General features: G+C 40.7%; 15 protein-coding genes and 1 other RNA gene. 5 read left to right on the plus strand and 11 right to left on the minus strand.

The window, feature by feature from the left end:
* Positions 1-87 precede the first annotated feature (87 nt).
* The 4 genes from ssrS to C1A07_RS03845 all read right to left on the minus strand — a co-directional run bounded on the left by ssrS (position 88) and on the right by C1A07_RS03845 (position 1,689).
* Positions 88-270: non-coding RNA, 6S RNA (gene ssrS, locus C1A07_RS03830), on the minus strand.
* Between the two features lie 104 nt (positions 271-374).
* Positions 375-812 carry a cytidine deaminase gene (gene cdd / locus C1A07_RS03835; protein WP_101875926.1) on the minus strand — a complete coding sequence of 146 codons (438 nt, stop codon included), beginning with the start codon at positions 810-812 and terminating at the stop codon, positions 375-377.
* Between the two features lie 27 nt (positions 813-839).
* On the minus strand, positions 840-1,112 hold the full coding sequence (locus C1A07_RS03840) for an HPr family phosphocarrier protein (protein WP_101875927.1): 273 nt from the start codon (positions 1,110-1,112) through the stop codon (positions 840-842).
* 280 nt (positions 1,113-1,392) lie between these two features.
* Entirely contained in the window at positions 1,393-1,689 is a 297-nt protein-coding gene (locus C1A07_RS03845) for a hypothetical protein (protein WP_101878032.1), read from the minus strand.
* A 149-nt stretch (positions 1,690-1,838) separates the two neighbouring features.
* Between C1A07_RS03845 and C1A07_RS03850 the strand changes: the two genes are divergently transcribed.
* Genes C1A07_RS03850 through C1A07_RS03860 form a run of 3 tightly spaced genes read left to right on the plus strand, consistent with a single transcriptional unit; the run spans position 1,839 to position 3,116 of the window.
* Positions 1,839-2,120, plus strand: coding sequence for a spore coat associated protein CotJA (locus C1A07_RS03850; protein ID WP_101875928.1), 282 nt, complete (start codon positions 1,839-1,841; stop codon positions 2,118-2,120).
* 1 nt (position 2,121) lies between these two features.
* A complete protein-coding gene (locus C1A07_RS03855) occupies positions 2,122-2,454 on the plus strand; it encodes a spore coat protein CotJB (RefSeq protein ID WP_242972241.1) in 333 nt (110 codons plus the stop codon).
* Entirely contained in the window at positions 2,454-3,116 is a 663-nt protein-coding gene (locus C1A07_RS03860) for a manganese catalase family protein (RefSeq protein WP_101875929.1), read from the plus strand. Before C1A07_RS03855 ends, C1A07_RS03860 begins: the two co-directional genes overlap by 1 nt.
* A gap of 128 nt (positions 3,117-3,244) precedes the next feature.
* On the opposite strand, the gene C1A07_RS03865 is transcribed toward C1A07_RS03860, so the two are convergent.
* Together C1A07_RS03865 and C1A07_RS03870 are read right to left on the minus strand one after the other, a co-directional pair.
* Positions 3,245-3,991 carry an RraA family protein gene (locus C1A07_RS03865; protein WP_101875930.1) on the minus strand — a complete coding sequence of 249 codons (747 nt, stop codon included), beginning with the start codon at positions 3,989-3,991 and terminating at the stop codon, positions 3,245-3,247.
* A 55-nt stretch (positions 3,992-4,046) separates the two neighbouring features.
* Positions 4,047-5,021, minus strand: a complete 975-nt coding sequence (locus C1A07_RS03870; RefSeq protein WP_278321052.1) for a 2-keto-3-deoxygluconate permease — start codon at positions 5,019-5,021, stop codon at positions 4,047-4,049.
* Between the two features lie 394 nt (positions 5,022-5,415).
* On the opposite strand from C1A07_RS03870, the gene C1A07_RS03875 reads away from it, so the two are divergent.
* The gene (locus C1A07_RS03875; protein ID WP_101875931.1) at positions 5,416-6,429 is read left to right on the plus strand and encodes a LacI family DNA-binding transcriptional regulator; all 1,014 of its coding nucleotides are present in this window, start codon (positions 5,416-5,418) and stop codon (positions 6,427-6,429) included.
* A gap of 33 nt (positions 6,430-6,462) precedes the next feature.
* Here the strand turns inward: C1A07_RS03875 and C1A07_RS03880 are convergent, their stop codons facing one another.
* The 5 genes from C1A07_RS03880 to C1A07_RS03900 form a co-directional block, all read right to left on the minus strand.
* Positions 6,463-7,482 carry a sugar ABC transporter substrate-binding protein gene (locus C1A07_RS03880; RefSeq protein WP_101875932.1) on the minus strand — a complete coding sequence of 340 codons (1,020 nt, stop codon included), beginning with the start codon at positions 7,480-7,482 and terminating at the stop codon, positions 6,463-6,465.
* Positions 7,483-7,502: 20 nt separating this feature from the next.
* Positions 7,503-8,465, minus strand: coding sequence for an ABC transporter permease (locus tag C1A07_RS03885; protein ID WP_101875933.1), 963 nt, complete (start codon positions 8,463-8,465; stop codon positions 7,503-7,505).
* The gene (locus C1A07_RS03890; RefSeq protein WP_242972242.1) at positions 8,462-9,970 is read right to left on the minus strand and encodes a sugar ABC transporter ATP-binding protein; all 1,509 of its coding nucleotides are present in this window, start codon (positions 9,968-9,970) and stop codon (positions 8,462-8,464) included. Before C1A07_RS03890 ends, C1A07_RS03885 begins: the two co-directional genes overlap by 4 nt.
* Positions 9,971-9,988: 18 nt before the next feature.
* Positions 9,989-10,936, minus strand: coding sequence for an amidohydrolase family protein (locus C1A07_RS03895; protein WP_101875934.1), 948 nt, complete (start codon positions 10,934-10,936; stop codon positions 9,989-9,991).
* A 162-nt stretch (positions 10,937-11,098) separates the two neighbouring features.
* Positions 11,099-12,124 (minus strand): LacI family DNA-binding transcriptional regulator, encoded by a 1,026-nt coding sequence (locus C1A07_RS03900; protein WP_207654295.1) that lies wholly within the window; start codon positions 12,122-12,124, stop codon positions 11,099-11,101.
* Positions 12,125-12,409: 285 nt separating this feature from the next.
* Here C1A07_RS03900 and trkA point away from each other — a divergent pair, with 285 nt between their 5' ends.
* Positions 12,410-13,771, plus strand: a complete 1,362-nt coding sequence (trkA, locus tag C1A07_RS03905; RefSeq protein WP_101875936.1) for a Trk system potassium transporter TrkA — start codon at positions 12,410-12,412, stop codon at positions 13,769-13,771.
* Positions 13,772-13,777: the final 6 nt, after the last annotated feature.

The raw sequence follows: 13,777 nt of genomic DNA on the forward strand, positions 1-13,777 counted from the left end.
CTGCGTTTGTATATTTTTTCCTGCCCCTATAGATTACCATATTTTTTGCAAAAGATAAAGCAGCGATTGCTCGCTGCTTTCATCTTTTGTAATCCCAAAATGCCGGTTCTTACTGATTGACGCCTAGCCATGCTAGGTGGGCAACCTCACTTAAACTTCTGCCTTCCACTGCTAAATTCGGAGGCCTGACATCCGTTTAAAAATATCGGAATCCCTTATGTCATACTGTAGGTTCAAAAAAGGTAAGATTGTCGAGCATTCCAGGAATTACAATTTTCAGTTTTCATTGTCATCATTATACAACAGAAAATTCGATTTTTCAAGTTTCTTTTATTTCCATAACTGGCGGAAACCACATAGATATTTTATTCAATTTAAGTACAAAAAATACCTGGGTTTTCTTTTTTTAGCTGATCTGGCCCAAAGCTTACAGGCAGCAATTCTTCCAGCGTGTAAATCTTATATTCTGTTTGAGAAACAGCTAAAATAACCTGGAATTCTTCTGGTTTACAGAACTCTCTCATAACTTGTCTGCAGATTCCGCAGGGCGGGCAAAAGTCCTCCACTTTTCCGTTTTTTCCTCCGCATATAACAATGGCCTGAAACTCTCTGCAGCCTTCACTGACTGCTTTAAAAAAGGCCGTTCTTTCTGCACACATGCCGGCCGGATATGAGGCGTTTTCCACATTTACTCCAGTATAAACTTTTCCGTCCCTTCCAAGCAAGGCTGCCGCCACATGAAACTTTGAATATGGAGCGTAGGACAATGGTAAAGCTTCCATAGCAGTTTTGATCAACTGATTTATTTCCATAGTTTACTCCTTTTTAGGGATAAAAAGCTACCTGCTGTAGCAGATAGCTCTTGCTTGATTTTCTAATTTTCTCTGATCTATATAGACCTCCAAATCATTCAGCAGGTCGTCGCACTGCTCGCTGTGAATAATCAGTTCCAGATCACTTGCCAGTCTCATGGCAAATACGGCCAACATGGATTTTGCATCTACAAGATAACTACCACAGGCCAAATCCACATGATAGCTGTAATTTTCAACAATCTCAATAAATTTCATAATGGAATCCATACCCCAAAAACTAATCTGCACTTTTGTCATGGCTACTGTTCCTCTACTTTATTTATTTTCTCATTGTTATGAGCGACAGATATTACTGTTTTCTAATAAATATACCCTCAGTATTAAGTGATATTTATTATAACGAAAAATATGTCGAAAAATCAAGTGTAATCTGAAAAAATTTTCCACAAAAAATTTATAATTTTTTCCATCTGTTCAGTTATGATATATAAACAAAGTAAAAGTATATAGGGGTGGATCCGCAGACGCAGACCCACCCCCATATTTCATTTATTAAGCAGCAGCTTATTTTTCATTATTATGAGTTGCATCCGCAGCCACAGCTGGAGTTAGAGCTGCAGCCACAGCCACAGCCGCAGCTGGAGCTAGAACCACAGCCGCAGCCACAGCCTGAGCTGCTTCCAGAGTTAGAGGCATCATTGTAGCCAGCTGTATAGCCTTCATTGTAGCCAGCTGCATGGCCGTCGTTAAATCCTCTCTGATAAGCTCTTCTTACAGAGTTATTATTATTAGAACCGCAGCCGCAGTTTGAAGAGTTATTTCCACATCCTCCACAGTTACATCCCCAATTACAACATCTATTTAACCAACACATATATTTGATCTCCTTTTTTATTAATGTTTGTACTGTATCATATGTGGACAACAGAAATATGTGCAAAATTTTTTTTAAATTCTCACCGACTCCCAACTCCCTCATAGACTATATTATAAATCTTCCATATAAGGAAAGGAGCACTTCAAATGGATTATTTTATGAATCCCAATTATTCGGACTGCGGATGTCAGAATCAGGCGCCTCAGTTCACTATGCCGTCCTCTCCCTCTACTTCCAGGGGGTATGTATCCACTGGTTCCGTTCAATGTCCAGGTTCCGTAACCGGTCCGGTAGAATGTTATCCTATTGGTATGGGTTATGTTCCCGTTCAGCAATGGGGGCAGACCTACAATCTGGAACGCGCCTTATCCAGAGGAACTATTTTCCCGGAACTTGACTTACCATTCGTTATGGGGAGGTGTCAATAATATGAATCATTCTTCTTGTTGTAGTTCATCCTGCTGTACCAATATGGGAAATGCCGGTGCTCAGACGCCAAATTTCCAGAATTACAGCCCGTCTCAGCTTATGACCTTAATTTACCAAACTGGTTTTGCCTTGGATGATATTCTTCTTTATCTGGATACGCACCCCTGTGATTCTGACGCTTTAAATTATTATCAATATGTAAAAAATATTTATAATCAGGCTGTCAATGTTTATACAGTTCAATGCGGCCATTTGCGCAAGGACCAGGTAAAGCCTGGAAATTATTGGGATTGGATCACAGAAACCTGGCCTTGGGAAGGAGGGAATAACTAATGTGGGTTTATGAAAAAAGACTGCAGTATCCTGTAAATATTAAGACGCCTAACGCACAAATGGCCCAGTTTATTATGAGCCAGTATGGAGGACCTGACGGAGAAATCGGCGCCTCCATGCGTTATTTATCTCAGCGGTATAGTATGCCATATAAAGAGTGCAAAGCTTTGCTTACTGATATTGGAACAGAGGAGCTGGCACATTTAGAAATGGTTGCTACTATTGTTCATCAGCTTACCAGAAATCTGACGGCAGAACAGCTGGTAGAGCAGGGCTTTGGTCCTTACTATATTGACCATACAGCCGGCATCTGGCCTCAGGCTGCAGGAGGAATCCCCTTTAATGCCTGCGAATTCCAATCTAAAGGCGATACTATCACTGATTTATATGAAGATATGGCCGCGGAGCAGAAAGCTCGCTCCACATACGACAATATTCTCAGAGTCGTAAAGGATCCCGACGTTTGCGATCCTATCCGCTATTTGAGAAAAAGAGAAATTGTACATTTCCAAAGATTCGGAGAAGCTATGCGTATTACTCAGGACCGTTTAGACAGCAAGAATTTCTATGCATTTAACCCTGCATTTGACAAACAGCCGAAAACAGCTGCAAATACAAGCTGCAGCTGCCAAAAATCTCCATGTCAAAAACCAGTTTGTTAAATAGAAGCATGAGATACTCATAACAATAAAAAGCCTTCTCCTTATTCTGTGTACCCATTATTTCGGGAAATCTGCCAAACACAGACAGGAGAAGGCTTTCTTAATTATTGATTAGCAGCCCTAAATTTTTAGTCGTACAGCCCTGCCAGAATATCATTAATTTCTTTTCCTGACTCTGCCTTAGCCAGCATAGGCTGAGCTTTAGATTCAAATTTCTGCATTGCTGTAGCTTTTTCTAATACATCCTCCAGATATTCTCTTGGAAATTTTACTGCGCCGTTTTCATCCATGTGGATAATATCTCCAGGGCTTACTCTCATGCCGCAAATGTCTACAGTGTCATTAATGGCCTGAAGGGACAAATCTCCGTGACCTGCACAGATTCCAGTAACCATGTACTGTACGCCTAAAGGTCTGATTTCATCTACATCTCTGGAAGCTCCGTCTGTAATAGCCCCTACAATGCCGGCTCTTTTAAAGGAAGTCATCATATTGCCTCCTAAAAGTCCGTTGCGCATTTTCATTTCCTCTGGCATCTCCTGCTTTACACAAAGCACTACAGGCTGCGGAGATTCCTTAATGGCGTCAAAAACATCTCCAATCAGACTTCCATGGCTGTAGTCGTGGTCAGGCAGACCGTATGTAGCAGTTACTGCATATCCAACAGTTCTTCCTAACTGAGGGAACATACATTTTAAGGTTGCGTCTGTATACCATCTTCCATACCAGGGATTGTAAAGACGCAGACAATTTTTGTCATTTGGATAGCTGGCTACTACATTAGTAATAGTAGGTGTATCAAACTGTTTCAGCTTCTCCATAATTTCTCTTTCTCTTTTTAACTGCTCTGGTGATAAATTCCACTCTTTCTTCATATTTCTTCTCCTTTTCTTTTATAATTACTATTTTTTTCTCTTAATTCCATAAAAACTATTTTTCTGCCAAAGGATATTTGGGACAGCCATATTTTTTAGCCCAGAAATTTGTCATTATAGGAGCCGCAATAGCTGTCACTACAACTGCCGCCGCTACCTGAGGAGCCGCTAAAGCTGCTGTCTCTGTTAATGTAGGGTCAATCAATGCCACTGACGCAGGCACCAGCACTGCGTTTCCCGCTGTAGTAGATACTGCCCATGCCGCATATCCAGGCCTTCCTGCTATTATTTTATCACAAACTAAGATAAAAATCCCGCCTGCAAACATACAAATTAATCCTAACAGAATTCCAGAAATACCGCTTTTTACTATATTAGCCATATTAATTCCGCCGCCTAAACAGAAGCCAATAAACGGAATCAGAATTTTCGTACCTGAATCTAAAAATTCTTTAATTTTACTGCCGAAGTTTCCTAATATCATACCAATAATAATAGGCAGTATAGTGGACACTAAGGACATTAAATCAATACTGGCCAGTCCAGACGCGCCCATTGCCACTAAAGTAAGAAAAGGTCCGTCATTAATTGACAGAAGGCTGACAGAAGCCACATCTGTTTCATCCCCGTAAATATTCATAAGGGATACATAAATACCGCCGTTGGAGTTTGTCACTGCGCTGATAATCGCCAAGGAAGAAATTCCTAAAAATCCTTCTGCTCCAAACAGCTTTCCAACTGCAATTCCAAGTATAGCCCCAACTGCAAACTTAGCTATCAGAAGGGTTCCCCCTCTTCTGATTACTTTTGGTATTTCCCTCATCTGCAGCTGCGCGCCAACACATACAAAAAACACGCCTGTAATAGAAATTGTACCAGCGCTGGTAAAAGTAGCTGTAGTATAAGTTCCTATTTGCAGAATCTCAGGACAGAAAGTGTTAATCAACGCGCCTAACAGTAAAGGAATAATCATAATTCCGGCAGGGACCTTGCCCAAAAGCCTTAAAATTTTCTCTGAATACTCATCCACGGTGTATCTCCTCCTATGTTTTCAATTTTCATGTTTTTCGCTCTGGAAGACGAAAAAAACGGCTTAACCTTTATCAGCAGGACAATTTACCAAACGCCGGCTCTTTTGTGTCAATCTATCCCGTCCAGATTTTTATTTGGTTTAACGTTAAATTAAACATACCATATATTTACTACTGTGTCAATCTTTTTCCAGAATAAACTTTAGTACAATAAATAACAGGCATAAATAAAAGAATCCCACTGTTTTTAAATATTCTAGCCACAGAAAATAAACTATGGTATAATTGTAATGCTGCTATTCTTAAACGCTGCACAACTCCCCATCAAATTGGGTACAAATTTTTGTTTTAACAGTTAATTTAGTTTAACGATATATTAATTTAGGAGTTTTTATGAAAAATAATATAGATTTAAATAAACCTACTACATTAAAGGACGTGGCAAAATTGGCCGACGTATCTGCCATGACTGTATCTAATGCTTTAAACCACAAAGGCAGCTTATCCAGCCAAACATATGAAAAGATTATGAAGGCAGTTAAGGAGTTAAACTATACTCCTAACCACGTGGCCCAAAGTCTTAGAAACTCTAAATCTAATACTATTGGCGTTGTAATGTCAGACGCCTCCTGCTATGTTTTTTCAGAAATATTAAAAGGAATCACCGCAGCTGCCGCCCAGCACAACTACAATATTCTTCTATCTAATACTGTTCAGGATCCATCTGTGGAGGCGAAAGCGATTGACCTGCTTCTCAGCAGCAGAATCGACGGTTTGATTATTGTGGCTCCTTTAACTTTCAGCCAGAAAGATATTGAACATTTAAAATCCTTAAATATTCCCTTTGTTATTTTAATGCGTACCAGCCCTTTTACAGATGCTGAATATGTTGTAAATGACAACTTTTCCGGCAGCTATCAAAGCCTTCGCTATCTTTATGATACAGGCAGCAGGGATTTCTTTTTTATGACTATTGATTCCTCCAGCGGATATGACAGAATCAGAGGCTACAGCCATTTTTTGTCTGAGCACGGGCTTAATTTTCAGGATTTTCCAAGGGATGCCGCTCTCCCTCAAATACAGGACGGCTATAATTCCATGAAAAAAATAATTCAGCAGGGATTTCACCGGGGGGCCGTCTGCTGCGGCTGTGATTTAATGGCGATTGGCGCTATGAACGCAATATTAGAAGCAGGATTTTCCATTCCTGGGGATTTTCGCTTGATCGGATATGACGATTTAGAAATGAGCCAGTATCTTAGAGTTCCTCTGACTACTGTCCGCCAGCCATTTTACCAAATTGGGCAGGAAGGCGTCAGAGTACTTCAAAATAGGCTGATGAACCCTGACTCCCCTATGCAGTCAGTAATTCTTCAGCCAGAATTAATCATCCGCCAGTCTACATAACAGACCGGCGGATAATTCATTGATTTCATATTTTTAATGCCAATTTAAATAATCCTCAGCATTTTCAGGCAGAACTATTTCACACTCTGTATTAATAACTGGATCTACAGTTTCTCCATTTAAATAGGCTGTTGCATACTCTACAGCCAGCTCTCCCATAATCTTAGGCGTCTGAGCTATTGTCATATCCATAACTCCGTCCATAATTGCCTGAGCTCCATCTGGAGAACCGTCGAAACCACATACAAATATATCTTTTCCGCTTGCCGCCACAGCCTGTCCTGCTCCCTGGGCCATAGCGTCGTCGCAGCAGAAAATAGCTGTTAAATCAGGATAAGCTGTTAAATAATTTTCAGCTACAGTCATAGATGTGGCCATATCTCCATTGCCATAATCAGTAGAAACTATCTCTATTTTCTCAGAACCTTCCAATGTATCTATAAATCCGTTTCTTCTGGCAGTAGTAGCGGCGTTGCCTGCAGCTCCGTCAATTACAGCTACTTTTCCAGTAATATTTTCTTCAAACCACTGTGCAGCCAATACGCCTCCTGCATAGTTATCTGTTCCAATATAGGAAATATAGTCAGATTCATCAGCGCCGGAATCTACTAAAAATACTGCAATTCCTTTTTCAGCCGCGCTGTTAATTACATCTACAATAGCCGTGGCGTCATTGGGAATAATAATCAAAACATCCACTCCCTGATTTACAAAAGCCTCGCAGATACTAATCTGTTTATCCACCTCAATAGAAGAATCAGGAGCGTTACATTCAAATTTAAATCCCTGCTCTGTGGCCTTCTCCTCAATGGCATCTCGAATAGCCACAAAATACGGATTGCCCAGCTGTTTTGGAACAAAGGCAATGGTCTTTCCATCCCCTGAAAGCCCGGTTCCCCCCTCATTATTCTGGCTCTCCTGACTTTCCATCTGGCTCTGGGCCTCTGTGGCAGAAGGACCCTTATCTTTTGATGACGAACAGCCTGCAAGCATTCCAAATGTTATAGCTGCCGCTAACAATAATCCGACTTTTTTCATATTACCTTTTGTCATAAATTTATCCTCCTAAAATATTATTTATTCACTGCTAATCTGCGCCTTGTAACATCTAAAGCTACTGCCAGAACAATAATCAGTCCCACAACGATTTTCGTAAAATAACTGCCTACTCCCAGAAGAACCAGTCCGTTTCGGATTACTGCAATAATTACAGCTCCTATAAGAGAGCCTAAAATACCGCCCTCTCCGCCTGCCTGGCTGGTGCCGCCTACAACTGCAGCTGCAATGGCCTCCATTTCATAGCTTTCGCCTGCCGTAGGCTGTGCGGCAGTTAAACGTGATAAATATACAACGGCGGCAAGACTTACACAAATAGCGGAAAGTGTGTACACAAGCACCAATATTTTTTCTACTTTTACGCCTGACAGCCTGGCTGATTCCTTGTTAGAGCCCACTGCAAAAATACATCTTCCAGTTGCAAAGTAAGTCAAAAATAATGCCGCAACAGCTCCAATAATAATAAATACAAAAACAGGAAATGGAATTCCAAATAGAAAGCCCTGACCAATAAAGGTAAACACAGGATATCCCTTTACAGACACTTGTGTAGAATTAGTAACCCACAGCGCCAATCCTCTGACCATATACATAGAGCCTAAGGTCATTATAAAAGGCGGAAGCTTCATATAGGCAATAACCACCCCATTTAAAAGACCAATAACTCCTCCCGTTAAAATGGCCACAATAATGCCCACCCACATGTTTTCAGTCGCCCCAATACTTAATGCGCACGTTACACAGCACAGCGCCAAAACCGACCCCTGGGACAAATCCACTCCTCCAGTAAGAAGCACAAAGGTCATGCCTGTAGCCATAATGGCATAAACTGAGGCCTGGCGGAATACGTTCATAATATTATCTCCAGTAAGAAAACTGGGCCGCAAAATGGAAATGAATATTACAATAACAATTAAGGGCACCAGTGCATTCAACCCCTGCACCCTTCTTATGCGGTGAAAAATATCTTTGTTCTTCATTCTCCTCCTCCAATCGCATATAACATAATCTTCTCCTGCGTAGCCTCCTTACAGTCCATCACCTTTACTAAATGTCCTTCATGGAAAATAGCAACCTTATCGCAGACTCCTAAAACCTCAGGAAGCTCTGATGAAATAACAATCACTGCATTTCCTTTTTCTGCTAAATCATTAATTATCCCGTATATTTCGCTTTTCGCCCCCACGTCAATTCCTCTTGTAGGTTCGTCAAAAATATATACCTGAGATTCTGCGCTCAGCCATTTAGCAAAAACCACTTTTTGCTGGTTTCCCCCGGAAAGATATTTTACTTCCCTCTCCACACTTGGAACCTTAATATTTAATGCACCAATATACTCATATACAAGAGACTGCTCCTTTTTAAAGTTTAAAATCCCATGCTTTTTAATTTTCTTTAAAGATGCAGAAACTGTATTCCACGCCACAGACTTAGTTAGAAATAACCCTTCTTCCTTCCTGTTTTCTGTTAATAATCCAATTCCATGATGAATGGCGTCGCTGCAATTATGAATCTCCACCTTATTTCCATTTATATATATCTCTCCTTCAGACTTCCTTAAAGCTCCGAAAATAGCTTTGGCAGTTTCCGTTCTCCCTGCCCCTACTAAGCCTGAAAATCCTAATACTTCTCCCTTTCTCACAGTAAAAGATATATCGTAAATTTTATTAGGCACAGAAAGATTTTTCACTTCAAAACAAACATCTCCCACCTTTACCTTCCTCTCAGGATATACTTGGTCCAAAGGTCTTCCTACAATATAGGAAATAATTTCATCCATGGATTTCTTTTTCACGTCCTCAATAGCTGTAATAAATTTTCCGTCCCGCAGTACAGACCCTCCGTTTCCAATAGTCTGTATCTCCTCCATACGGTGAGAGATATAAATAAACGTTACTCCTTTCTCCTTCATACGATTTACAATCTGAAACAGGTTGTGAATTTCATTGTCAGAAAGAGAGGACGTAGGCTCATCCAGCACTACAATCTGAGGACTTTGGGAAAATACCTTCACAATTTCCACAATCTGCTGCTGAGCCACTGACAGCTCTAAAACCTTCCTTTGAGGGTCTAATTCCAGCCCCAGCTCTCTTCCCCATTTAACAGTTTCCTCATTCATTTTGGCGTAATCTATCATGCCGCATTTTTTAGGCTCCCCAGTTAAATAAATATTCTCCGCAATGGTCAGATGGGGAATCAAACTGTTCTCCTGAAATACAGTTCCTATCCCCAATTCCCTGGAGTGGCGGATATCGCGGATGGCTACAGGCTCTCCGTTTAACAAAATCTCCCCCTGGTCAGCGTGAATTACCCCTGTCAGCACCTTAATCAAAGTACTTTTCCCAGCCCCGTTTTCCCCTAAAAAACAATGTACCTCCCCTTTTTTTATTTTCAGGGATACAGAATCCAAAGCCTTATTTCCAGAAAAAGCCTTTGTTATATTTCTAAATTCCACAATGGGGACTTGATTCTCCTCAATGTTCAATATATCCCTCCTCTTTATTTACTTTCCAAACCAAACCTTATCTGCAGTCCTTCCAAGCAGGTTTTCCAGCTCCTGATCTGTCAGGAAATCACTGTACTTCACAACGCAGTCAATATGCTGGCGGTAAGTACATGCGACCAGCACTGTAGGCATATCGCTTCCCCACATCACACGATCTATCGCCCCCATTGATTTGGCTGTTTTCAAAACATCCTGCATAAGCGGCCACGGATATTCCTCCCCTGCCCTTGTAGCCAGCATAGGTATGCCTGAACAATCAAAATATACGTTCTGATTTAGCTCCAAAATAGATAAGGTTTTCTTTAAGCTGTCCAGATTATCCCTTTCCTTTGGGTCCCACAATCTGCTGACCCCCATGTGAGGAAGCATGATCTTCATGTCCGGATAGCGCTTAGCCACCTCCAGCATCTGATCTATAGGGTAATCTAGGGAGCTGTCTCCCCAGCCTAAATCAATCATAAAATATGCGTTATACTTCATAATCTCCTCAAAAACAAATTGCTTATCCGGGGCCAGCATATCAAATGGATTATCTGGAGACTCAAATTTTAAAGCCTTATATCCATACTCCCCCAAACATTTTTTTGCAGTCTCTTTATATAATTTCTCATCCTCCGGAGTGCCGATTCCAACAGAAACATATTTGTCCGGATATCTTTTTAAAATATCATTTATATACTCATACTGTTCTCCGTAGCAAGGGGTTTGAAGAAGCACCACCTTGTCAAAGCCAAACAGTTTTTCATATGCCTGCATAACCTCAATAGGACAGCTGTTGTCCTTCATTTCCGGAGGTACAAATAAATATTCCTCACCTCCTATTTTAATCATTCCGTATCCTATGGACTCCAATTTCTGATAATTAAAGCGGATTCCGTGAAGCTTCTGCCATACGTGGCCGTGAGCCTCAATAAACAACATATCTTTTCCCCTTACATGAATCATTTTTTCTCTTCCTTTCTTAAATTTTTTATTTGATAGGCCATATCATTTTATTTTATATAAACATTAGTTAAACGTTTAATGTATTAAAAAAAACAAATTTTTTACTAGTTTCCCCGTACAGGGGAGCACACATTTTATGTATGGCCCCTTGTACGCATAAACTTAATCTATTTTTTTAACAGTGCTGCGCTCCACAATCTTATGGGCATAAACCTGTCTGCAGCTTTGTCCCGAGCCCTGGTCGATCAACTGAACCAAAAGCTCCATGGCCCCTTTTCCCATTTCATATTTAGGCTGATCTACTGTTGTCAGTGGAGGGTCCATTACCTGACACATATAAATATTATCAAATCCTACAACGCTTAAATCCTCAGGTATTCGTATCCCATGGCTTTTCCAGTAAAGTATACACTCAATAGCTAAGGTATCTCCGGGAATTACTAAAACTGCCGTCTGCCTGTCCAGGTTTGACATGACTTCTTTTGCCACTGCCTCTGCCCCTGCTCCCGTCAGCTGGTATGTGGGAATCCGGTAAATGAATGAGCTATCCAGCCCCAAATCCTCCATAGCCTTTTTATAGCCCGTTTCCCTGTTATTTAAAATATTTAAATCCCAGCCTGCCGCAATTAAAGCGATTTTTCTATGTCCCTGCCTGTAAAGATACTTTACGCTGTCATAAGCCGCCTGAAAATTATCAATCATAACCCTGGGCCAGTGTCCGTCCCATTCGCTTCTGTCTATCATCAGAACACGAATCCCTGCTTTAGAAAGCGTTTCTAAAATTCTTTCTTCCTCCGCGCCTGGATCACATATACCACATATAATAGCCCCGGCCACTTTCATGGAGATAAAAGCCTCAGCTGCAACAGCCTCGCTTTCATGGCTGTTGTCAGCATTAAATAAAACTACGTGATATCCCAGCTGCCTTCCTGCATCCATAATTCCCTTTGTCATTTCAGAATAAAAAGGGTTGGTAATATTAGGGACTAACAGCCCCACTAAAGGCATTTTTTTACCTTTTAACCTTTGAGCATTTACATCAGGCTGATAATTCAGCTTTTTGGCAATTTCTTCTATTTTATTTACCATCTCCGCAGAAACCCTGCCCTCAGGCTTTCCGTTTAAAGCCAGCGATACAGTTGCCACTGATACTCCGGCGATTCTTGCTATATCTTTTAACGTCGTCACTTTTCCCATTATAAAATTTTTGTGTATTTCACCAAAAAAACGTTTAACCCCTCTATTATTATGTAATATTTGCCACATCTAAATAAAGAATATCATTAAACATTTAACTTGTCAATACTGAAAAGGAATTTCAACCGTATCTTCTCCTTTTTAACTGCTTTAGAAAATAGGAATTACATATATGCAAAATTAGAAAATATGATATAATAGGAATGCTTGGCAGATTTCCATTACTGCCAATAAAAACCCGTTTATAAAACGAAAGGAAAAAATACAGGAGATATTATGGAAATTATCATAGTGGGATGCGGCAAGGTAGGGACTACCCTTGCAGAGCGGCTTAGTGCAGAAGGTCACAATTTAGTAATGATAGACCTGTTAAGCCAAAAGCTTAATAACATTCAGAATTCTCTGGACGTTATGGGAATTGAAGGAAACGGCGCCAGCTACAACATACTGATTGAAGCCGGCGTGGAAACTGCTGATCTTTTAATTGCAGTTACAGGAGCTGATGAATTAAATTTACTCTGCTGTCTGATAGCAAAAAAAGCCGGTCACTGCCAGACCATTGCCAGAGTCCGTAATCCATTATACAACCAGGAAGTAAACTTTATTAAAGAAAGCCTTGGCCTGACCATGATTATTAACCCAGAGCTGGCCGCCGCGTCTGAAATCGCCAGATTGCTGCGCTTCCCCTCTGCAATTAAAATCGACACCTTTGCCAAGGGACGTGTAGAGCTTCTGAAATTTAAGATTTGTCCTGAATTTCATTTAGATGGCATGAAAGTTCTGGAAATCAGCAGCAAGCTAAAATGTGATATTCTGATTTGCGCTGTAGAGCGGGGGGAGGATGTATTTATTCCCAACGGCGCATTTGAGCTGAAAGACAACGATTTAGTGTCTATAATTGGTTCTCCCCAAAATTCCGCCAACTTTTTCAGAAAAATTGGTATTGTGATTCATCCTGTTAAAAATACCATGATTATCGGCGGCGGCACTATTGCCCATTATCTTGCAAAGCGTCTGCTTGACACAGGCATCCGCGTCAGAATTATAGAGAATAATAAGGAGCGCTGCAAATATTTAAGCGACCAGCTGCCAGAAGCCAGCATTATCTACGGCGACGGCACAAATCAGTCTCTGCTGTTGGAGGAAGGTTTATCTCAGACTGAATCTTTTGTAGCTTTGACTAATTTAGATGAAGAAAATATTCTGCTGGCCCTTTTTGCCAAAAAACATTCTCCAGCTAAAACTATTGCCAAGGTAAACAGATTAGCTTTTACAGATATTATTGATTCCTTAGATATTGGAAGCGTTATTTATCCTAAATATATAACTGCTGATTACATTTTACAGTATGTGCGGGCCGCCCAGAATTCTATTGGCAGTAATGTGGAAACTCTGTACAAAATATTAGACGACCGTGCGGAGGCCTTGGAGTTTTCCGTACATGAGGAGTCTCCAGTAACAGGAATTCCTTTGGCCCAGTTGGATTTACGGGATAATCTTTTAGTCTGCTGTATTAACCGCAACGGTTCCATCCGAATCCCCCGAGGCCAGGACACCATTCAGGTAGGGGATACTGTAATCGTAGTAACTTCCGTTACAGGATTAGGGGATATCAGAGATATTCTAAAAGGCAAATAATAACTG

The organism is Lachnoclostridium edouardi (assembly GCF_900240245.1).
Classification (GTDB): Bacteria; Bacillota; Clostridia; order Lachnospirales; family Lachnospiraceae; genus Lachnoclostridium_A; species Lachnoclostridium_A edouardi.